Annotated in this window: 16 protein-coding genes; 12 read left to right on the forward strand and 4 right to left on the reverse strand. The window is 36.3% G+C overall.

Annotated elements, in window-relative coordinates:
* Positions 1 to 23 precede the first annotated feature (23 nt).
* From pcrA to K412_RS0110450, 7 genes are all read left to right on the forward strand, one after another.
* Positions 24 to 2,435, forward strand: coding sequence for a DNA helicase PcrA (pcrA, locus tag K412_RS0110420; RefSeq protein ID WP_024833060.1), 2,412 nt, complete (start codon positions 24 to 26; stop codon positions 2,433 to 2,435).
* A gap of 23 nt (positions 2,436 to 2,458) precedes the next feature.
* Positions 2,459 to 3,811 carry a GH1 family beta-glucosidase gene (locus tag K412_RS0110425; protein WP_024833061.1) on the forward strand — a complete coding sequence of 451 codons (1,353 nt, stop codon included), beginning with the start codon at positions 2,459 to 2,461 and terminating at the stop codon, positions 3,809 to 3,811.
* Positions 3,812 to 3,917: 106 nt separating this feature from the next.
* Entirely contained in the window at positions 3,918 to 4,487 is a 570-nt protein-coding gene (locus K412_RS0110430) for an RNA polymerase sigma factor (protein ID WP_024833062.1), read from the forward strand.
* A gap of 2 nt (positions 4,488 to 4,489) precedes the next feature.
* Complete coding sequence (locus tag K412_RS0110435; RefSeq protein WP_024833063.1) at positions 4,490 to 4,888, forward strand: zf-HC2 domain-containing protein; 399 nt, start codon at positions 4,490 to 4,492, stop codon at positions 4,886 to 4,888.
* A gap of 21 nt (positions 4,889 to 4,909) precedes the next feature.
* Positions 4,910 to 5,608 (forward strand): DUF2953 domain-containing protein, encoded by a 699-nt coding sequence (locus K412_RS0110440; RefSeq protein WP_024833064.1) that lies wholly within the window; start codon positions 4,910 to 4,912, stop codon positions 5,606 to 5,608.
* Positions 5,587 to 5,976: a GerW family sporulation protein gene (locus K412_RS0110445; RefSeq protein WP_024833065.1), complete on the forward strand. Its 390-nt coding sequence runs from the start codon at positions 5,587 to 5,589 to the stop codon at positions 5,974 to 5,976. Before K412_RS0110440 ends, K412_RS0110445 begins: the two co-directional genes overlap by 22 nt.
* Before the next feature lie 297 nt (positions 5,977 to 6,273).
* On the forward strand, positions 6,274 to 8,472 hold the full coding sequence (locus tag K412_RS0110450; RefSeq protein WP_024833066.1) for a X2-like carbohydrate binding domain-containing protein: 2,199 nt from the start codon (positions 6,274 to 6,276) through the stop codon (positions 8,470 to 8,472).
* A gap of 131 nt (positions 8,473 to 8,603) precedes the next feature.
* Here the strand turns inward: K412_RS0110450 and K412_RS0110455 are convergent, their stop codons facing one another.
* From K412_RS0110455 to K412_RS0110470, 4 genes are all read right to left on the reverse strand, one after another.
* On the reverse strand, positions 8,604 to 10,388 hold the full coding sequence (locus K412_RS0110455) for a hypothetical protein (protein WP_024833067.1): 1,785 nt from the start codon (positions 10,386 to 10,388) through the stop codon (positions 8,604 to 8,606).
* Positions 10,389 to 10,538: 150 nt separating this feature from the next.
* Positions 10,539 to 14,534, reverse strand: a complete 3,996-nt coding sequence (locus K412_RS0110460) for an Eco57I restriction-modification methylase domain-containing protein (protein WP_024833068.1) — start codon at positions 14,532 to 14,534, stop codon at positions 10,539 to 10,541.
* The gene (locus tag K412_RS0110465) at positions 14,534 to 15,484 is read right to left on the reverse strand and encodes a hypothetical protein (RefSeq protein WP_034847419.1); all 951 of its coding nucleotides are present in this window, start codon (positions 15,482 to 15,484) and stop codon (positions 14,534 to 14,536) included. Before K412_RS0110465 ends, K412_RS0110460 begins: the two co-directional genes overlap by 1 nt.
* 43 nt (positions 15,485 to 15,527) lie before the next feature.
* Positions 15,528 to 15,743 (reverse strand): helix-turn-helix domain-containing protein, encoded by a 216-nt coding sequence (locus K412_RS0110470; protein WP_024833070.1) that lies wholly within the window; start codon positions 15,741 to 15,743, stop codon positions 15,528 to 15,530.
* Positions 15,744 to 16,328: 585 nt separating this feature from the next.
* Here K412_RS0110470 and K412_RS0110475 point away from each other — a divergent pair.
* The 5 genes from K412_RS0110475 to hisZ all read left to right on the forward strand — a co-directional run bounded on the left by K412_RS0110475 (position 16,329) and on the right by hisZ (position 23,272).
* Positions 16,329 to 18,623, forward strand: a complete 2,295-nt coding sequence (locus tag K412_RS0110475; protein ID WP_340139724.1) for a phage/plasmid primase, P4 family — start codon at positions 16,329 to 16,331, stop codon at positions 18,621 to 18,623.
* A 272-nt stretch (positions 18,624 to 18,895) separates the two neighbouring features.
* Complete coding sequence (locus K412_RS0110480; RefSeq protein ID WP_024833072.1) at positions 18,896 to 19,795, forward strand: phage major capsid protein; 900 nt, start codon at positions 18,896 to 18,898, stop codon at positions 19,793 to 19,795.
* Positions 19,796 to 19,870: 75 nt separating this feature from the next.
* Complete coding sequence (locus K412_RS0110485; protein ID WP_024833073.1) at positions 19,871 to 20,074, forward strand: transposon-encoded TnpW family protein; 204 nt, start codon at positions 19,871 to 19,873, stop codon at positions 20,072 to 20,074.
* Between the two features lie 57 nt (positions 20,075 to 20,131).
* The gene (locus K412_RS0110490) at positions 20,132 to 21,784 is read left to right on the forward strand and encodes a recombinase family protein (RefSeq protein ID WP_024833074.1); all 1,653 of its coding nucleotides are present in this window, start codon (positions 20,132 to 20,134) and stop codon (positions 21,782 to 21,784) included.
* A 228-nt stretch (positions 21,785 to 22,012) separates the two neighbouring features.
* Positions 22,013 to 23,272, forward strand: a complete 1,260-nt coding sequence (hisZ, locus tag K412_RS0110495) for an ATP phosphoribosyltransferase regulatory subunit (RefSeq protein WP_024833075.1) — start codon at positions 22,013 to 22,015, stop codon at positions 23,270 to 23,272.
* Positions 23,273 to 23,289 lie beyond the last annotated feature (17 nt).

The following is a 23,289-nucleotide window of genomic DNA, read 5'->3' on the forward strand; positions in this document are numbered from 1 at the left end:
TACTTGATGGTACGGAGGGAAAAATGGATTTATTAAGCGGCTTGAACAAAGAGCAAAAAGAAGCAGTACTCCACAATGAAGGTCCTCTTTTGATATTGGCCGGTGCGGGGTCAGGAAAAACAAGAGTACTTACTCATAGGATAGCCTATCTTATTGAGCAATATGGAGTATACCCTTCAAATATACTGGCTATAACCTTTACCAATAAGGCAGCAAGAGAAATGAAAGAGAGGATAGCCGGACTTATAGGTGATTTGAGTAATGATATGTGGGTGGGTACCTTTCACTCCATTTGTATAAGAATACTCAGAAGGGATATCGAGAGACTTGGTTACGACAGAAGTTTTGTAATATATGACACTCAGGATCAACTGGTAGTAATTAAGGAATGTCTTAAAGAATTAAACTTGAACGAAAAGAACTTTCCTCCTAAATCAGTCCTTGAAACAATAGGAAAGCAGAAAGATGAACTTATAGATGCCGAACAATATGAGAAACAGTATGCATCAGATTTTAGAATGGGTAAGATTGCAAAAGTTTACAAACTTTATGAAAAGAAACTTAAAGCAAATAATGCTTTAGATTTCGATGATATTATAATGAATACTATAAAGCTTTTTGACAAGTACCCGGAAGTTATTGAATATTATCAAAAAAGGTTCAGATATATTCTTGTTGACGAGTATCAGGATACAAATACTGCCCAGTACATGCTTGTCCGTAAATTGTCTCAGGCACATGAAAACCTTTGTGTTGTAGGTGACGATGACCAGTCAATATACGGATGGAGAGGCGCAAATATCAGAAATATCCTTGATTTTGAGAAGGATTTCAAGAAATGCCGTACTATCAAGCTGGAGCAAAACTATAGGTCAACACAGAACATATTGGATGCTGCAAACCATGTAATTGGTAATAATACAGGCAGAAAAAGCAAGAGACTCTGGACCGACAATAAGGGTGGAAGTAAAATAGTAATATGTGAAAATGATAATGAACATGAAGAGGCTCTATATACAGCAAGGGAAATTCAGCGGTTGATAAATGATGAAGATAGAAAATACAAGGATTTTGCAGTACTTTATAGAATTAATGCCCAATCCCGTGTATTGGAAGAAATGTTTATGAGGGAAGGAATACCCTACAAGATTGTTGGGGGACAAAAATTCTATGACAGAAAAGAAATAAAAGATATAATTGCATATATGCGGTTGATACAAAACCCCGGGGATAATGTAAGCCTGAAAAGAATTATCAACGTGCCAAAAAGGGGAATAGGGGATGCAACGGTTGAAAATGCAGAGGTATTAGCATACCAGGCAAATGTGTCCTTGTTTACGGTTATTTCAAATTCAGAAGAGTTTCCAGCATTAAAAAGGGCGTCTCAGAAATTAGGAAACTTTTCACTTATGATTAATAAATTCAGGACTATGAAAGAAAACATGTCAGTATCCCAACTGCTTGATATAGTAGTTGAAGATTCAGGGATCCTGAGAGAGTATGAGCTTGAGAATACAGTTGAAGCTCAATCAAGAATTGAAAATATAAAAGAATTAAAATCAGTTGCCATGGAGTTTGAAAAACAAAGTGAGGACAACTCACTGGAAGAATTCCTTGCACATATATCTTTGGTTTCGGACATTGACAGTCTCCAAGAGGACCAGGATTACGTGGTTCTTATGACAATGCATAGTGCAAAGGGACTGGAATTTCCGGTTGTATTTATTCCTGGTCTGGAAGAAGGTGTTTTCCCGGGTTACAGGGCAATTACCGAGGGGCCGGAACAGCTTGAAGAAGAGAGAAGGCTTTGCTATGTAGGTATTACCCGAGCAAGGGAGAAACTCTATATGTCAAATGCCCGTTTCAGAACTCTTTTCGGGAATTCAAGCTACAACAGACCATCCAGATTTTTAGCAGAGATACCAGAAGAACTTGTGGAATATCCATTTAAATCCTCAGCAAGTTCCTCAAGATCCAAGGAAACATTCTCGTGGGGTAAGAGTTCTGGTTCCAGCAATGCTCAGACATGGAGTACAGCCAAGAATTCCGGATTACAGTCTGCTTTTGGTACCCCAAAAACAACTTCCTCAACAACTTCAAGTATACCTGTTGGTTCCGGTTCCTTGAAGGATTTATTAAATTCAAATCTTGTTACACGTGGATTTGGGGGAAGTTCATTAGGTACATCGGTAAAAAGTCCTGCCGGTCATCAGAGTAATAGCTTTGGGAGAAGTATAACGACGAAACCTTCATCGGGGGGAACCAATACATTGGGTGATTTCAATGTAGGGGATAAAGTTGAGCATAAAAAATTTGGACAAGGAACTATTTCAAAGGTAACAGCGGACAGCGGCGATCAAGTATTGGAAATACAGTTTGAAGGGGCTGGAATGAGAAGGCTAATGGCTTCTATGGCAAATCTAAGAAGATTATAAAACAAAGGGTTGGTGTTAATTTAATGGCATTTAGAGAAGGTTTTGTTTGGGGTACAGCAACAGCATCATATCAGATTGAGGGTGCTGTAAAAGAAGGTGGCAGAGGAGAGTCTGTTTGGGACGAATTTTGCAGAATGAAAGGAACAATAGCTGATGGCGATAACGGGGACTTTGCCTGTGATAGCTATCACAGGTATTCCGAGGACATACAGCTTATGAAACAGATTGGTATTAAAGCATACAGGTTTTCCATCAGTTGGAGTAGAATTTTGCCTGACGGTATAGGTGAAATAAATATGGAAGGTGTAAATTACTATAACAATCTTATTAATGAGTTGATTGAAAATGGTATTGAGCCATATGTAACTTTATTTCACTGGGACTACCCCATGGAGCTCCAATATAAGGGCGGATGGTTAAATCCTGAAAGTCCTCGTTGGTTCGAAAATTATGCGGCAATTTGTTCAAGACTATTTTCCGACAGAGTAAAGTACTGGGTAACTAGTAATGAACCTCAATGTTACATTGGATTTGGTTACGGCACAGGTTGGCATGCACCGGGCTTAAAGCTTCCGGTAAACCAGGTTGTAAGAGCATGGCATCATAATTTAAAGGGATTAGGACTGGCTACAAAAGCAATACGTGAAAATGCTAAAGGGGAAGTGAAAGTAGGGTTGGTATCCTGCGGAGAAGTTGGAATACCAGCATCTGATAGGGAAGCAGACATGCAGGCTGCACGTAATGTGCTTTTTGACAGAGAGCGTTCTGAGGATTCAATTGACTTTGGATATGGTGACCTTTTTGAGCCTGCAATAAAAGGAGAGTATCCGAAAAGGCTAATACCATATCTTCCTAAAGGTTGGCAGGAAGACATGAAGGATATCTGTGTTCCTCTCGATTATATAGGAATAAATGTTTATATTGGTTCAATTGTGGAAGCATGCGAGGATAAAAAATACAGATACCTTAAACTGCCTGTTGGCATAGGTAAAACCTCCATGGAATGGTCTTTTAAACCGGAAACTCTGTACTGGGTAACTAGATTTATATCTGAAAGATATAATCTACCTGTATACATTACAGAAAATGGAATGGCAAATAACGACTGGATAAGCACTGACGGAAAAATTAATGATACTCAAAGAGAAGATTATATGAATCAATATCTCTCTGCTCTGTCAAAGTCTATAGATGACGGGGCCGATGTAAGAGGATATTTTTACTGGTCACTTCTTGACAACTTTGAGTGGGCATACGGATATGCAAAGCGATTTGGATTAGTATATGTAGATTATAGTGATTACAGCCGTACACTAAAACAGTCGGCATTACGATATAAAAAAATTATTGAAACAAATGGCGAAATTTTAAAATAAATATATCTTTAAAAAAAGTTTTAGAAAAATTTATCTTTTTCTAAAACTTTTTTTATTTTTATGTGTATATATAGACAAGGCACATAAAAAGGGTGGGAAAAAGTATTTGGATGTTTCGGATATAACAATACTGAAAGAATATAAAAAGAATAACAGACGCGGTTTGGAACTTGTCTATGACAGATATAAGAAATATGTTTATACCATAGCATTCCATTATGCCGGTAATAAGGAAGATGCTTTGGATATAACCCAGGAGGTTTTCATATCTGTTTTTAAATCAATGGAAGGATTCAAAGAACAGTTTTCTCTGCTGCCTTGGATTAAAAAAATTACCGTAAATAAGTGCCTTAATTTTTTGAGAAGTAAGAAAACAAACGTATCTCTTAATGAAACTAATGAAAACGGAGATGAACTACAAAATATTATTGGCTCAAATGAAACAACAGATGATGCAGTCTTATGTAAAGATACAAAGCAAATACTTCAACAATTAATTGTAAGACTTCCTGAGCGGGAGAGAATGGTAGTACTGCTGAGACACGCAAAGCAAATGAAATACAGTGAAATTGCAAATGTAATGAAGCTTCCGCCGGGTACTGTAAAAACACTTATACATAGAGCAAGAAAGTCAATCAAGGAAAATATGATTAGCTTGGGTATTTGGGAGGTATAGACATGAGCTGTGACAAAGTAGATGCTTCATTGCTTCAGGACTTTTTAGAGAGTACAATAGATCCCCTTGAAAAAATATTTGTTGAAAATCATTTAAAAATATGTAAGGAATGTAGAAGAGAATTATCAGAGTTAAAGCTGTTGCTTTATGACCTTGATGATAAAAGTAATTATGTAATTGACATTCCGACAGAGTTGGAAACCATGAGAGATGATATAATTGACTCCTTTTTAGGGAAAAGGAAAAGCCCATCAAAGAAAATTATTGAAATGCAGATTGAAACTGTCAAAACTACAGGAAAATTTATTGAGTTTTTGCCAGGGGCAAAGCAAGCTCCAAAAATTTTAAAGCAAGCATCAAAAGGATTAAAGCGAGGAGTCAAAAAAATAATTGCCAAGTAATACATATAAACGGAGGCATGAATGGTAGCTCTTATAATAGCTCTTAAAATAATTTTATATATGTTTTTGATTATTGCAGCCTTAGTTTTATTAGTTATTTTTGTACCTTTCAAATACTACGCAGAGGGCTCAAAGTATGAGACTATTTCTGTAAAAGGCAATGCATATTGGCTTTTTGGTGCTGTTAAGATAAACTTCAACTACAGCACACAAGATGGATTTGGTACAAAATTCAGCTGGTTTGGCTTTAAACATGGCTTTAAGAAGAAAAATGAAGACAAGTCAGTAAAAGAAGCTCAGGAAATTACAAAAAAAAAGGTAAAGAAATCAAAGGAAAAGCCGGCATACAGTTACATTAAATATGAAGTGCTTGTACAGTGCTTAAAATCAGTTTTTAAAATACTAAACCATTTCAAACCAAGCAAATTCAGAATAGATGCAAAAGTAGGTTTTGAAGACCCAATGTACACGGGCCTGCTATGTGCTATAAAAAATGTATGCTTTGCAATTTTTAATAAAGACAGCATTCGTATTCAGACAAATTTTGAAGGCGAAATGCTAGAGGGTAGCTTTTTAATTGGCGGAGGAATTCAAATTTTCTATTTAATACTAGTTGGAATAGAATTTGTTTTTACAAAGCCTTTCAAAAATATATTGTATAAAAATATTAAGTATAAAATTAATAGGAGGCTAAAAAAATGGCGAATAATTTCAATTTAAATGAAAGCGTGAGTGTTATTTTTGACAAACTGGAAAATTTCTTAAAGACAAAGACAGTAGTGGGTGAACCTATAAAGATTGGTGATGTAACATTGGTACCGTTTATAAATATGAGCTTTGGTCTTGGAATAGGTGGAGGTACCGGTAATGATGAAAAAGGCATGGGAGGAGAAGGCGGAGGAGGAGGAACAGGAGCAAGTATTTCTCCTACAGCTGTTCTGGTTATAAGCAGTGACAAGGTAGAACTTCTTCCTATAAAGAAATCCGGCGGTTTGGACAAATTACTTGATATGGTACCGGGTATTGTAGAAAAGATACAAGATAAAAAGGAAGAGAAAAACTCTAAAAATGAGTTAGAGGAAGAGTAATAGCTATATAATAATCATAAAACAAGATAAAACCGTAAAAAACTGCTTGAAAAAGATAAATTCAAGCAGTTTTTTTACATTAATAATTCATACTGAATTCCTTTCTCGTACTTTTAAACAAATTAATGGTAAAATTAGATATATTAATCTATTTATCTATATCAAACCAATCTATCACTTTTCGCAGCCAAATTCCATAGAGAGGAGGATAATTTTGTTAGTTTGTTACAGGTGAATCGAAAGTGAGAATAAAAGAGAATCATCTATATTAAAAGTAAGAAAGGAAGGATAAACAATATGAAAAAATTGTATTTAATAGTATCTTTGCTGGTTGCTATGTTCATATTTCCTATGACAGTAAATGCAGCAATAGATTCAACACATCCTGGCTTTAGAGTCGAAGGAAGATTTCTTTATGATAATACAGGAGAAAAGGTAATTCTCTATGGTGTAAACAAAATGTGTATATGGACTGATAAGGATGGTGTTCCGTCTTTTGCGGAAATAGCAAAAACAGGAGCAAATTGTGTAAGAATCACATGGGGCATAGACGGTTCGGCGGAAGATTTGGATATCGTTATCCGTAATTGCCGTGCTGAACACATGATTCCTATAGTTGAACTTCACGATGCCACGGGAGACTGGTCAAAGCTTCCTACACTTGTAAATTACTGGGTAAGACCTGACATAGTAGAAGTAATTAAGAAGCATCAGGAGTATTTACTAGTAAACATAGGAAATGAAGTAGGGCAAACCGTTGCAGAAGAAACTTTTAAAAAAGACTACGAGTCCGCTGTTAAAAAAATGAGGGAGGCAGGAATTCATGTACCTCTGATTATTGATGCTTCCAGCTATGGGCAAGATATCAATATATTGCAAGCATGCGGCCCTTATCTCATAAATGCCGATCCTGATAAAAATTTAATGTTCTCGGTACATATGTGGTGGCCATATATGTGGGGAAATTCAGATCAAAAAGTAATTGATGAAATTGCAGAATCAGTGAATATGAATCTTCCTCTTCTTGTTGGTGAATTCGGACATAAGTGGGACGAAACTGAAAATGGTAAAATACCATACGAAACAATTATGGAACAGTGCTATAAAAATCAAATTGGTTACCTTCCGTGGGAATGGGGTCCCGGAAACAATCCTCAGACATTTTTGGATATGACCTCAGATAGTACCTTTGATACATTGAACGACTATGGTAAGGAAGTTATGCTTAATAATCAATACAGTGTAAAAAACATTGCCAAGAGGCCTGCCTCCATGCTGTCAAACTTACCTCCGGTTTTGCCAAAAGAACCGCTGCCATACGGAAATCTGGCCTATAAAAAAACTGTTACAGCTTCATCTATAGAAAATACTCAAAACAATGAAAGTAATGTAGTAGACGGTGATTTAGAAACAAGATGGGCTTCGCAAGTCTCAGACCCCAACTGGGTATGTGTAGATCTTGGTGCAAAAAAAGAAATAAACAGACTCATCATATGTTGGGAAGCTGCATATGCAACTCAGTATAAAATTCAGGTATCCGACGATGGTACTACATGGACTGATGTGATTACACAGTATAACGGAACGGGAAAAACAGAAGATATAAGCCTTTCTTGTTCTGGTCGTTACCTTAGGATATACGGAATGCAGAGGATAAATTACCAATGGCCTTATTCAATTTGGGAGATTGGAGTATATGGTCCTGAATCAGAATTAAGTGCAGATATATCCCCAACAGTAGCAGTATTTGATAAAAATCCTGCCAATGCTGCAGATATAGCTGTAACACTTGATTCAAAAAGTAACACACTTAATGCAATATTAAATGGACCATCAGCTAAGTTAGTAGAAGGACAAGATTACATAATAGAAAATGGCACAAAACTGATTATAAAAAAAGAATATTTGTTGGGACTGCCTATGGGTACAACTAAACTGACTTTTGATTACAGTGATGGAGTAGACCCGGTTTTATCCATTGCTGTAGGAGATACAACGCCGGGGGGCTCTATTCAATCTCCAGTAATTAGCCCATCCGCTGTAACCTTTGACAGAACATCTTCGACGGATTTAAAGATAACTATAATTTCAAACGGTAATAGTCTTACTGGAATAATGAATGGTTCAGTACCTCTAAATCCAAATGTAGATTTTACTATTTCAGGGGACATTGTAACAATTACAAAAGAATACCTTGCAGCACAACCTTCCGATAATATAGATTTGACTTTTGATTTTAGCGGAGATGCATTAGACCCAGTACTTAAAATTACTTTAATTCAAAATAATATTTACGGTGATGCAAACATGGACGGTGTTATAGATGCCCTTGATTATGCAATGTTGAAGCAACATCTCTTAGGAATTAAAATTTTGAATAATGATATTTTACATTTTCTTGACCTTAATTTGGATGGGACAACCGATGCAATTGATTTATCCATTTTCAAGCAGTATTTGTTGGGTAAAATAGTATATCTTCCTGTGAGTAAATAAGATGTATAGAAAACCGGCTCTATAAAGAAGCGTTCACTTAGGGATTGAAGAAAAAAAACTATAGTGAACAGCTTCAAGCGGGGCAAAAAAGACCACATAAGAGTTTTTATAATCCTGTGTGGTCTTTTTCTTTATGTGTTAGTTGTTTTTATTCCATCAATAGACAGATTCAAGTATGCATCATAACCTTTTATTTTAATATTATCTTTATTATATGTATATCCTATTTTATCTAATTTTTCACATAAACATTTCTTGGCATAAGATGGTGCATTAGATGTGTTTTTTGCTTCCAATAGAATAACCTGATTTGATTTACGGTTTGGGTGTATAATCATTCCGTCGAACTCACACAATTTCTTTCCCGGAGCATTCTTTTGATATACTAATATACTTGCAGGTATAGTTATAGTCGTATCATTTCTCGTATCGTTTTCCAGACATTCAATAAGGAAATTTACTTCATGTCGTTCATCCTCTGTTCCCATACCTGTGCTAAGCAATTTCTTGATTTCTTCTTTTCGATTATTTTTTCCGCGAGTACACAGAACGCAAACATTTTCATCAACCGTTGGTTCTATTATGATTGTATTCTCTAAAAACAGATAGAAGATAAAAAACTTACTTGCCAAGAGATATCGCACATCGCTTGCTAGCTGAATGGTTACACTTCTTAAAATGTTAACTACGGATCTTAATATTCGTAAGGCAATAAAAACCTTATTATTACAGTTCTTCTTTATCGAGACAAGAATTGTCCTTTCGCCAGAATGCCTATCATAATAACCTACCCTTACATTGTTAGTATGTTCTAATTCCTCTAACAATTTTTGCGATAATTGCTTATCTGTAGAATCAAATGTTAATTTCAAGATGGATTCATTCAAATAATCCCGAGACTGACGATGTTGTATATTTAAGACACTTTTCATATTCAACCATAAATCTTTATAGTAATCTAGATTATACAACTCTTGATTATTTATTAAAGAAGAAACCATCTTTCTAGAAATTCTGTAATAACATATTGCATTAGAATTTTCATTATAAACCGTATCGTCAAGTAATTTACTAATCGATTGAATCAAATAGTGAGCTGGCAATTGATTGTTATAATTTGATAGAAGTTCCCTAAATAACAATAATATTGCTTCGTCATTCCATAGATCAATTGTAAAAGGTGTATTGGCTATTTGTAAATCATAAGCTATATAGGAAACATTCCTTACGTTACGAAAAATCTGAAATACATAATGTAATTTGCTATCAATTGGAATGTTATCCTCATTAATATATGCATATATGGTTTCTTGTGCTAGTAGTACCGCTTGCTTTTTTTGATTACATTTTTCTAACACAAGTAGAGAATTTAATAGATGAAACCGTTGATAATTCCGTTCCTCTATTAATTTCAAGGCAGAATTTTGAAAGCGTTCATTTTGTGAACTATTAATCAGTTTTTGACAAAACAGATCATCTTCATTTGCCAGCATAATAATAGCCCGTGATGCAGTGAATGTATTGTAAAAATGACCAATGTTATAAATAAGTGTTAGAATCTGTAGTATATCTCCAACAGTGGGTTTTTCATTCTTAGATAAATAGTTTATGTTCTTACCAAATTCTTTTGCTTTTACTGGGTTGTTGTATGTATACTTCAAAGTTGGTTGTAATTCTTTTTTAATTAACTGATGGAAATAAAGCTGCAAAATAGTATAATCATATCTTGATTTTTTCAGTTTCTTTTGAACTCTGATTACACCAAGTTGAGGAATACTTTGAATTCGGGTAATAACACCAATAGCGGACAGTTCTTTGTATAGTTCAGTAGCGTAAGCATATAAATCAACCTTTACTTTTAAGTTGTTCCTTCTGGGCTTCTGTTTTGGTAATAGATTGTGCTTAATGGTTGACATCTTTTAATCCTTTCTAATACCCCTTGTTCCAACATTTAAACTTCGAAAAGGAATCTGATCTTATACCTGTTTATATACAATGGTTTTATCTTGACTTAGTTACACCAAATTTTTGACTATGAATATCTGCTCTTCAAATAGAAGTTTTTATTAATCCAAATTCCAATCAACATCTTTTACCAATGTATTTATAAAAGCGACTTCATCATCTGTAATTCCATATTTCGCATATAGAGCTTCATCATTCCATTCTTTTGTAAAATCTTGCTGTGGAACAAAACCATAAACTTTTTGGGTTATGTGCTGTGCACTCTTTAAAAGCAATATCATAAAACGAAAAAACTTTGTTTTCATATATTTGGTTACATTTTTAGCGATTATTTCATTATCAAATGGCCCAAGTACTAAATACGTTTCTGTACAAACTGTGTTAATTCCGGCCACAATAGGTTTCGATAAAACAAGGTGTGGGTAGTCATCCGAACCAGGGCTTGCATATGGCACAAATACTTTTATACTATTAACCCATTGAATATTTTTGGAAATTTGATTTAATGAGACATAACCACTCTCGCCAAATCTATATAAATAAATATTCTTATCTTTTGTTTTAGTAACTACATAATCATTAAAATTTGTAGCCAAACCAAAAGGTTTTCTTGAACTTACTAATTTGTCCATAGTCGGCTCTTGAAATGCTTGCACCTTTCTAAGTATAGTTATAGCTTTATTAAACCTAATAAATGTTTCGGCGTCTTTTTCTAACAAAGGCCGCTTTAATACGCTTACTACTGTATTGTTTTGATGATTATAAACGGTACAGTCATCATGCTTATCTTTAGACCATAGGAAGTAACAAACACCACCACGGATATTTACATTTGAGAAACAATCAGATGTTTCTAGAAAATCATGAATAACATTTAGCTGGTCATCATTCAACATATTTTTTCTAAAAGAGTCCAATCCTTTTCCGCCCGAATACCATCTTGCAGGAATAATCATAGATAAATGCTTAGGGTTAAGTGCCTTTGCCTGTTCGATAAAAAGATTATATATTGGTTTAGCACTATCACCATAACCGCCATCACTAATTTGATATGGAGGATTACCTACAATTGCATCAAACTTCATTTCTTTCTCTCCTTTTATTTTCCAATAGCTTGGTTTTTTTACTCTGTTAATAAACTGCTTGGGTTTATTTTTCAACATATTAATAAGATCATCAAAATAGTGTGAATTTATAGGAACATCTTTAAATCCCACTAAAGTACGCCTTGTTATAGATTTTGCCATTGGTGTTTTGCAGATAATAAACACATTCTGCTGAACCGTCTCATTCCAAAGTTTTTCTTCTAGGTCAGCGGTCAGTTCATCTTCTAGGTAATTAGCACATTTGTTACGGAAAATGCTATATGTTACATAAAGCGGATAAAGACCTGTCTTGGAATTGATTTCAAGTATCTTGGTATCTTTATTACCAAAAGTATCTGCTGTGACTGTACCATGGTCTATGTATCTAGGCTCCTCTATGGGCTCATTGTGTTCCGTATCGTAGAAATTATAACCACCAAGGCAATCTCCCATATGCATATTTACAACTCTCCATGGTGTTAAGACGGTCTCTTTATCTGGGTTTTTAAAGTATGAGAAAAGCTGTGCTATCTTTTGTACACGTTCTGTTGGAGATAGTTCATCAGCACTTTTTACAGCATTACGAATATTTCTTCCTGCAGCTACAAAGATTTCAGGATCATAATATTTGATAAAATCCTTAAATATTTCTTTAGTCACACCCTTTGGCATAAACTCTTCCCAAGAAGAATCATCTACTATGTCAACCAGCTTTGCTATAGTAATATCTTCATCAAAATTAATGTCTGCACCATAAATCAGTAAAGGCATACGGATAGAAATACCACGGAGAATAGAACGTGCATTTGCCGCTTGTTTGTTTTTCTCAGCTATTTCTTTTAATTTTTCTTCCTCTTCCGGAGTACGCTCTTTTTTGGTTTTTTTCTCAATCCGTTTAATTTCTTCGTATTCTTCATCTGTAAAGCCTTGACGATTAATTTCGATATCTTTAGATTTGGGGGCTGCTTTGGATGCACCTACAATACCTTTTAGATTCTTGAATTTTTCTAAATCTATATTATCAAGTTTTAGCAATTCATCATTATATAGATTGTTATCATCAAATCCATTCTTAACCGCACGTTCAGCATAGGCACGTTTTAGTTGCTGCAACAATCTATTCGTATTGTATTTTTTCATAGCAGTTCCATCAACAGCAATAACAGGGCAATAATTTAAAAATTCCCCCATTATGCGTCTGTCAGATTCATCTGCTTTTCCTGCCTTGGTAGATATTGCAACAGATTCAGCAACCATCTTTAATGTTCTATCTGGTGCGAAATCAAATACATAACAATAACGTTTGATTTTTCCATTTTTATTACAAGGTGATTGAACACGAAATATTGTTTGCAGGTAATTTGCAGCAGAAGTAGAGAATGAACCTGAAAGCATAAATACAGCTGTCCATTCTGGTACAGTAACTCCCGTAGTTAATTTACCGCAGGAAAGTGTTATAGTATAACCATCTTCTCCTGCACTATCTATGGCATCGCGAACCTTTTTTAAAGCATCTTCAGATTTTTCTTCTTCGTCACCATCTCCTGCAACATTAACAATTTCAAAAACCCCATTACCGAAAACGGGATGTTTTCTCATCATCTTACTCAAAGCTTTTGCTTCCTTTACACCTGGAACCATCCACAGTGAGTGCTTAAATAAAGAGCGATATTCTTCAGTAGAGTAAGGGTACTGACTGTCCTTATCATCTTTGGTAATCAGATTAAGAAAACTCCATACATCTTCTGCGTGAAAGAAATCCCCTACTTTTACTCCTACTGGGAGAGGTTTACGGTCAATCTTCATATCTCCTGTCCACACACGAAAAAATTCACGGAAATTAAATGCTTTATCTTCCAGCTCAACATAACGATTATCTGCTATGATTTTTCCTAGGTCATATGTAAAAATTCTTAATTCTGGCAATTCGTCATAAGGGTTTGAATCTCCAAAATGCAAACTATCCCATTCACGCTTGCGGCTTTGCTCCATAACATAATCCCAAGTATATATGTTATCATCATAATCACGCAGAATATTAAACGGAGTACCAGAAAGAGCAAGGAATTTTGTTTCATATCCACTATCTTCTTTGACAATATTCTTTATCACAGTATCTCCCAATGCCGTAGTTGTACCTTCGTGGGCTTCATCAACTATGACAAAATCCCACATAGTATCAAAAACATCATCATTTTTTTCGTATTTACCACCGACTCTCTTGGATTCCCTTAAATCCTGAATAGAGGCAAAGTATACAAAATTTTTATTGGATTTCAGCAATTGGTCAACGGTATATCCGGTGCTTTTTGAACCATAAATATAATCATTCATTCCGTGAAATATTTTACCAAAATCTTCAAACCAACCGATATCGACAACAGGTCTGTGTGTAATAATAATAGTTTTATTAAACTTTGATTTTCGAACTACTTCGAGAGCGCATAATGTCTTACCAAAACGCATTTTTGCATTCCATAACATCCTATTGCCATTTTTAAATTGCTTTAATGTCTTCTCAATAGCTGCTTCCTGCTCTGGCCTGAACACAATGGGTGTGAAAGTATCCGATGTGGCATTAGAAAGGTTGTACTGTCCTTTTTTTACAGCCTCTATCGCTTTAATTGCGGTTTTAATATCCACTTTAAACCATTCACGACTTGTAGAGTTTTTTAGCTGCTTTTTCTTGATGCCGGAGTTTTCCAACACTCTATGTACATGGTAGTCTCTGAATGCCCTTAGAACAGGCATTCCTTTTTCATCCTTTATAGTACGAACAGCAAGTTCTGTATGTAAAAGCTCAAATGAAATACCTGCTGTATTGGTGTATTCCTTAATACGAGTTTTTGCAGCTTGGTTTAATGCTTTACAATTTGGAGGAAGGTTATCAATAGATTCCTCTGTTTGAATAGTAGTATCGCCTATTTTTAGTAATCCCTTATGGGTTTCATCCCTTATTTCAAAGATATATATTAGCTTATATTCAAAAGATGGTGTAAATAAACTAACCATCAGTTCGCACCCCCTACTAAAGATTTGTATTCAACGATAACCTTTGACCTCCAGTCTTTAATTCTACAATATTTAGGTTCCTTGTCACTGTGAAGGTTTTCAATGCTATCAAATAGTGATAATTGCCTATACCAGCCCCGCAAATCACATAATGGAACTGTAAATGTAATGCCATCCATCTGCCACAAATTCCAAGATATAATGGTGGCAATTCGCTTCAATTCTTTTATACCTGGTTCTCGACCAAATTTGAATTTCTTATTTTCAATATATGTATATAAAAGATTTTCGCGGGCTAAAAGCAAGTTATCGCCTTGATATTCATACCCATATATACTTTGAAAGGCTCGTTCAGCCCATTTTATCCATTCATCTTCATTGTCAACATTTTCGTTTACTACACGCATTTTGCGGTCTAGGAGACCTATACGGGATTGTAATTCAATCTTTTCGCCAGTAACGGTATCATATCGACTGACCAGATATGGTGCCTCTCCACAGGAGATTTCTATTCTTCTGGCATCAACATAATTTTTCCACGTGCGTCCCTTTTCATTTGGAAAGATAATTTTTTCATTTATTACTTCCCATGATTTATTTTTTTGTATATTAAAAATATTTTTTCTGCCAAACCATTGCTCATCAATAAGATTGTTTTGTTCATTACATATCCATGAAGGAGTAAAGACTTCAGCCTTTTCTCTTGTTCGAACACTCTTTTTCTTGTAACTCTTAGTTGTTCTAGGTTGTATCAGTTTTTTCTTAGGGTTTGAAATTAGATGTGCCTTAATTTCACATTCGGCCTTATACATATCGCCAAATTTTGAATAATCATTTGTAGCCCATATTATATTTTGATTTGTAGTTCTATCTTTCAGGAGAATATCGAGCAATGATTGATCATATTCCTCAATATCTTCTTTGATATCCATAATTGCATATATCTGCACTCTATCCCTCCTTTGGTGCAATTTATAATCAGCCAAATAGAAATTACTCTTTATCTTCATCCGGAACAAATTCCAATATATCGTCCACACCACAATTTAATGTTCTACATATACTTTCTATAGTTTCTAGTGAAACATAACCGTTTCGTTTAAGTCTAGTAATAATATTAGCGGAAAAACCAGCTTGTTTTTGTAAATCCGCATTTGTCATTTCTTTTTCTATTAACAAATGAAACAGCTTCTTATAGTGTACTGCCATCTGTTTAGCCTCCTTGAAGTTTCAATTAATAACTTTATTAAGTATATCACGCAAACGTGAATTTTTCAACATATAATGAGTATATTTAAGTTGTAGACAAAAAAGTCGAAAAGTCTAATTGAAAAATCCAAAACTACAGCATTCAGCCTTCTTAAACTGAATACCACTTTCGCTCAAATTTGAGCAAAAGCACAATCATTACAGCCGTCTTTACCGGAAAAAAGACAGGCTGTTTTTTATTTTAGGGGTTCGAATCAATAGAATTCTTCGCTTATGAATGAGGAAGAAAATTATTTTTCTAAAATCCTCAACTAATGTGTTCTACCGTGGCTATAAGGTGAGAGGAAAATAATCCACCAATAAAAGCAGAGTTTTTCTCTCACTGCTCCTTGACAACTGAATACCCCGAAATGCAAGAGATACTTCAAGCAGAATATGCCATGACGATAATTCCGAGCGTATTCCTTGAAAGATAACGAGGTTGTGTCAAACAAGGCAAACCCTCTGGAACAGTAGCGTTTCGGGTCATTTATAACAGGCAAGGAGGTGAAGTAACTGAAAACAAAATATGATAACTTGCCACAGGTGCTTAAAGATAAGCCACAGTTTTGCTGCTGGAAATATGAAGAACGAAGTGGTAGAAAAACCAAAGTTCCCTATAACCCAGTAACGAGAAAAAGGGCAAAACCAAATCAACGTGGTACATTTAAAGATTTTAGTTCGGCGGTAGCTGCTATAAGTGATTATGACGGTATCGGATTTTTGGTGGGTAATGACATATGTGTTATCGACTTAGATGATTGCTTTGATAGTGGTGGTAAGCTTAAGCCTGTTGCCCAAATTGTTGTAGAGGCTTTTAGTGGTTGTTATATGGAACACAGTCCATCTGAAAAAGGGCTTCATATTTTATTTAAGGCCACAGGCTTTAACTTTGACAAAACAAAATACTATATCAACAACAGAAAGCTGGGAGTTGAGGTCTATGTGGGCGGAGCAACAAATCGTTTTGTTACCGTAACAGGCAATGTATATGCAGATGGTGATATAGCGGAGAAATCGAATGAACTACAGATGATACTAGACAAGTATATGCTACGTCCTACCACTGTGAAGCAACTTCTGGATACAGAAAGTCAATCATATCTGTCTGACAAGTCTGTTATTGAGAAGGCTTTAAAATCGGCAAATGGAGAAAGGTTCAAAGCATTATGGCAAGGGGATACATCAGGCTATGCTTCTGCCAGTGAAGCTGATTTGGCACTTTGCGGTATGCTGGCATTTTGGTGTGGCAGGGATATTGGACAGATGGACAGACTATTCCGGCAGAGCGGCCTAATGCGGGATAAATGGAATAGACCACAGTCTGGCAGTACTTATGGAATAATAACCATAGAAAAAGCTATCGCAAATGCTACTGAAATATATAAACCAGGTGGCAAGCGTTCATCAGCTACAGAGGATTTTGGTGAATGTTCTCTTACTGGCTTTAAGCCTGAGAGTAACGATCGCTACCCTTGGACGGATATTGGGGCAAGCAGGCTGTTTGCTGATTATTATAAGTCTTTTGCCCGCTTTGTTCCCGAAAGGAAGATGTGGTTTTGCTATGCGAATGGCATTTGGATTCCTGATGTCGGTAATCTCAAAGTGATGGAAATGTGTAAATCATTGGCTAACCAACTGCTAACCTATGCTTTGACTATTCAGGATGAACATCAAAGAAAGGCATACATTGACTATTGCCGAAAGTGGCAGTCAAGAAGATACCGAGAAACGGTACTTAAAGATGCACAGAGTGTATATCCCATATCAATGGCTGAATTTGACCAAGAACCGCAGGTTCTCAACTGTTCCAATGGCACATTGTTTTTAATGTCTATGGATTTTCGTCCCCACAACAGCGAGGATAGACTCACAAAGATATCTGGTGTTAAATATGACCCGGAAGCAAAAAGTGAGCGATGGGATAGATTTATTCATGAGATTATGAGCGGAGATGAGGAAAAGGCAAAATTCCTCCAAAAAGCCTTTGGCTACAGTATCGGCGGAGACACTCGGTATGAATGCCTGTTTGTTCTCTATGGTGCTACAACTCGAAACGGTAAAGGTACACTATGCGAGAGCGTTCTTAAGGTATTGGGCAGTTATGGCTGTACCGCAAGGCCGGAGACTATCAGTCTAAAAAAGAACAATAACAGTTCAAGTCCAAGTGAAGATATTGCCCGGCTTGCAGGAGTACGCTTTGTGAATATCTCCGAACCTAGCAGAGGACTTGTCCTAAATGCTGCACAGGTAAAAAGCATGACAGGTGGTGACACCATCAATGCAAGGTTTCTACATGAGAATTCTTTTGACTTTTCACCAAAGTTTAAGCTGTATATCAACACCAATTATCTGCCCGTTATTACGGATATGACGCTGTTTTCCAGTGGCAGAGTGGTAATTATCCCTTTTGAACGACACTTTGATGAAAGCGAGCAGGATAAAAACCTAAAACGTGAATTTGCCAAACCGAAGAATCAGAGTGCTATCCTCAACTGGCTAATTGAAGGCTATCAGTTGTTAAAGAAGGAAGGCTTGACTTTACCTGATTCCGTTAAGACAGCAACGGAGGCTTATAAGCGTGACAGCGATAAAATAGCATTATTTTTCGAGGACGTCTTGGAAGAAAGTCCTAACAGTGAGGTGCGGACATCCGAAGTGTATGCCCGGTATCAGCGTTGGTGCAGTGCCAATGGATGTTATTCGGAGAATGCAAGAAACTTCAAACAGGCATTAACAGCTATCGCCCGTGTAGAAAGGAAACGACCACGTTCTGGTGGTGGAATGACCACAATGCTTATCGGATATAAGCTGACAGAAGAAGAGTTTTTTCTTATTTAAACACAGTGTAGCAGCTTGTAGCAAGAAAAACAGGTTATATAAAAAATCACTCTCGTATAGAGAGTTTAGTTTTTACCTGCTACATCTTGCTACAAAGCTTAAAACCAGTGAAAACAATGGATACAACTCCATGTGTTAATACCTACCCCTAGGGGAGGTCAAATCTCCACACCTTTTCATCTGGACAACGGGCGTGGGGCAACGCGTAAAAAACGCGGTTTCAAACGGGGTATATACCCCACAATCCATTTTAATTTAGGAGGTAAACGATTATGGCAACATCAACAACTTATAATAGAGCGTTTTGGAATGTTATGAAAGGAAAAGAAGAAAATAATCAAAATCTAAGCGAGGGCTTTGATAATGCAGGAGCCTATGTCGCACCAGACGAGTTCCGAGAAGGCTTTAACACTGCTTTGGCAAAGGAGAATATATTCCGCAGATTTGCTACTGTTATCAATCTATCTTCTGCAGAAGGTAAAATTCAAGCGGTATCCTCAACGGGTACAGCAGATTGGGTTGAAGACGGGGATCCAATCCCCGAAAGCGCCGATACATTTACACAGTTTCTGGTGAAATCATACAAGCTGGCATCTCTTGTCAAGCTAAACCGCTCATTCGTCACCGATATTAACTTTAATCTTGAAAAGTATCTGATGAGTGATTTTGCGAAGCGTTTTGGCAAGGCTGAGGAAAATGCATTACTTAATGGAAATGGCACAACACAGCCTACAGGTATACTTACGGCAGACGCAGATGTAACTACAGCAGACAATAGTACCATCTCTTTTGATGAGATTATCTCTCTGTATTTTTCATTAAAAGCTGAATACCGAAATAACGCTGTGTTTATCATGCACGATAATACAGCTATGCTTCTTAGAACCCTTAAGGATACAAGCGGCAGTTATCTGTGGAATTCTTCAGATAACACCATCTTCGGAAAGCCTGTAGTTACCTCTCCATATATGCCTACAGTATTAGCAGGAGCAAAAAGCATTGTATTTGGAGATTTATCATACTACTGGCTGATTGAGCGTCAACCAATAACAATAAAAAAATTAAGTGAGTTATATGCATTGCAGGGGCAAATTGGATTTTCTGCTTACGAAAGATTGGATGGCAAGCTAATTCAACCAGATGCTCTGAAAATATTACAAATAAAAGCTTAAATAATGGATTAGGTACTGGGTCATCAATTCGGCTCAGTGCCAGTTCCTTCAAAACATCGGACAGGAGGTCACGATATGGAAAATCAAAGTAACAGCCGCACAACCAAATCCGATATCGGAGGTACGGTCTATGTGGTGGAATCACGAGTAAGCGATTCAGCAAAGGAAAGTGCATATTCCAAGCTGAAACGACTGATTACAGTCAACGCAAAAAGCCTTTCAAAGTTATCTGATAGTTCATATAAACCCACGGAAATCAACTCGACTTCTTCAAGGTAGTACGGTAATATACATAGTGCTAAACCGCTTGAAGACTGTCGGAAATGGAGGAGAAAAATGAATAGACAGTCAACATTTAGCACTATACGTAAATCAACATTAGCATTTGAAGAAGCGAAAATTACTGCTCTTTACTGCAGGCTTTCCCGTGATGATGAGCTTGCAGGGGACAGCAACAGTATAGTAAACCAGAAGGCAATTCTAAAGAAATATGCTGAGGACAACGGTTTTCGTAACATCGAATTTTATGTGGATGATGGGGTCAGCGGTACAACTTTTGATAGACCAGACTTTAACCGCATGATTGCAGATGTAGAGTCCGGTAGAATCGGAACGATTATCATCAAGGATATGTCCCGCTTCGGCAGGGATTACCTCAAAGTAGGTTATTATACCGAGATTATGTTTCCTGAAGCAGATGTACGATTTATTGCTATTAACAACGGTATTGATAGTGCAAACCAAGCAGACAGTGACTTTACACCGTTTCTTAACATTATTAATGAATGGTACGCTAAGGATACTAGCAAGAAAATCCGTGTTGTGTTCAAATCCAAAGGACAATCCGGTAAGCCACTCTGCACCAATCCACCTTACGGTTATATTAAAGACCCTGAAGATAAGTTGCACTGGATTATAGATGAGAAAGCCGCCGAAGTGGTCAGAGATATTTTCCGACTGTGCATGGCTGGCTTTGGACCCACGCAGATAGCAAAGCAACTTGAAAAGCGATGCATTGATACACCTACGGTTCATCTTCGCAAAATGGGTATTAACACTCCAGCAAGACCACCTGAAAACCCATATGCTTGGTCGGCTCGTACCGTAGCAGATATTCTGGCTAAAATGGAATATCTAGGTCACACGGTGAATTTCAAGACTTCTAAAAAGTCATATAAGAGCAAAGTCAAGATATTGAACAATCCAGAAGATTGGCTGGTTTTCAAAAATACCCATGAAGCAATTATTGATGAAGGCACTTGGGAAACAGTGCAGAAAATCAGAGATGGCAAGCGAAGACCATCACGATTAGGTGAAATGGGAATGCTTTCTGGCATGATGTTCTGTGCCGACTGTGGAGCAAAGCTGTATCAGGTTAGAGGCAAGGGATGGACACACGATAAGGAATACTTCGTTTGTGCTACTTACCGCAAGAAAAAGGGTATGTGCAGTTCACATCAGATACGCAATGTTGTAGTGGAACAGCTTTTGTTAGAAGACTTAAGGCGTGTAACCTCCTTTGCCAAAGACCATGAACAGGAATTCATTCGTATAGTTATGAATAATTCAGAAAAGGAACTTGCCAAAGAACTCCGCCAAAGTCAAAAGGAGTACGAACAAGTACAGACTCGCATTGCTGACATAGACAAAATCATTCGGAAACTATATGAGGACAATGTGATGGGCAAAATTCCCGAAGAGCGTTTTTACAAGATGTCGGCTGAATATGAAGCCGAGCAGAAGACACTGGAAGAAAGGATAATCAAATTAAAGCATACCATTGATACAGCAAATGAACAGTCCCTCAATACCGACCGCTTTTTGGCACTGGTTAAAAAGTACACAGAAATTGCAGAATTGGATGCAGAGATTATCCGAGAGTTCATTGACAAAATTATAGTATTCAAAGCTGAAAAGATAGATGGCCGCAGAACCCAGCGGATTCAAATTTTCTATAACTGCATTGGTGCTATCGACTTACCAAAATAAACGAAAAAACGGCATAGCCGAATATCAACGACTATGCCGAATTTTTCAGGAATTATAAATCCCTATCTGACCGCTCCTAAGGGCCGGTTTTTTATCTCTGCAGTTCTAAAGGATTTTGCTATTGACTCATGGAATAAAATGAAATATAATGAATATGATTTAGTAATTTAGCACTTTAATTAGATAAAGTAACTTAAATAAATTTAATTAAATGAGAGGTATTTGCTTATGTCTAGATGGAAGATATACACACCTGACGGTGTACAGGATATCCTGTTTGACGAATGTTACATAAAAAGAGAAATAGAAAAAAGAATCAGAAACACATTCAGGTCTTACGGCTATTACGAGATAGAAACTCCCACAATAGAATTTTTTGATGTATTTTCATCAGAGATAGAGCATTTTCCTCAGGAATCAATGGTAAAGTTTTTTGATCCAAAAGGTAGAATCCTTGTATTGAGGCCGGATATAACTGTTCCTGTTGCAAGAATAACCGCTACCAAAAACAGGGATGTACAGCTTCCAATAAAATATTCATATATAGGCAATGTATTCAGATTTAACGAAGTTGGAGGCGGCCGTCAAAACGAGTTTACACAGGCTGGGGTTGAGATGATTGGGGATTCATCATCGGAAAGTGATGCAGAAATAATTGCATTGGCAATAAATACACTAAAATCAGCCGGCCTCAAGGAATTCAAGATAGAAATCGGCCAAGTAGAGTTTTTCAAGGGGTTAGCGGAAGAAGCAGGATTTTCTAATGAGGATATAGATGCTATATCCAAGCAAATAGACAAAAAGGATCTTGTTGGTGTAGAAGGTATACTTAACAGATATGAAATAAGAAAAGAGTTAAAAGAGCTTATTTTAAAGCTAACGGGAGTATTCGGAACAGTTGATGTAATAAAGGAATTCAAAAACTCTGCAATAAATGAAAGAAGCCTTAAAGCAATCGAAAATGTAGAAGAAGTAGTATCTATTTTATGCGATTACGGTTTATCGGAATATGTATCAATAGATTTAGGAATGTTAAAAAGTCTTAATTATGATACAGGAATAACCTTTAGGGGATTTACAAATGGAATTGGATTTCCGATACTTTCAGGAGGAAGGTACGACAACCTTACGTCCAGCTTTGGAAAGGACTGTCCTGCTACAGGTTTTTCATTAAGGATAAATATGCTTATGACAGCAATGAAAAACTCAGGAATTACCTTTGAAAAACCTTCTGTAGATTCATTAATATGTTATGAAAAAACAAACAGAAAAAGGGCAATTGAAATAGCTGAAGCCCTCAGAAAGCAGGATATGAAAATAGAAACTTTTCTTCTGACAGAGGGTATAGACCAAGGAAAAAAATATGCTTCTTCAAAGAAAATCGGAGGAATCATATATATTGGAGACAACGATAAAATAACTGTGTATGATATGATAAACGATACTACAGAGGAAACAAGCTTCAATGCCCTTTTAAACATTGAATAATAAATTTGTTTATAGTT

The organism is Ruminiclostridium josui JCM 17888 (assembly GCF_000526495.1).
Taxonomy (GTDB): domain Bacteria; phylum Bacillota; class Clostridia; order Acetivibrionales; family DSM-1351; genus Ruminiclostridium; species Ruminiclostridium josui.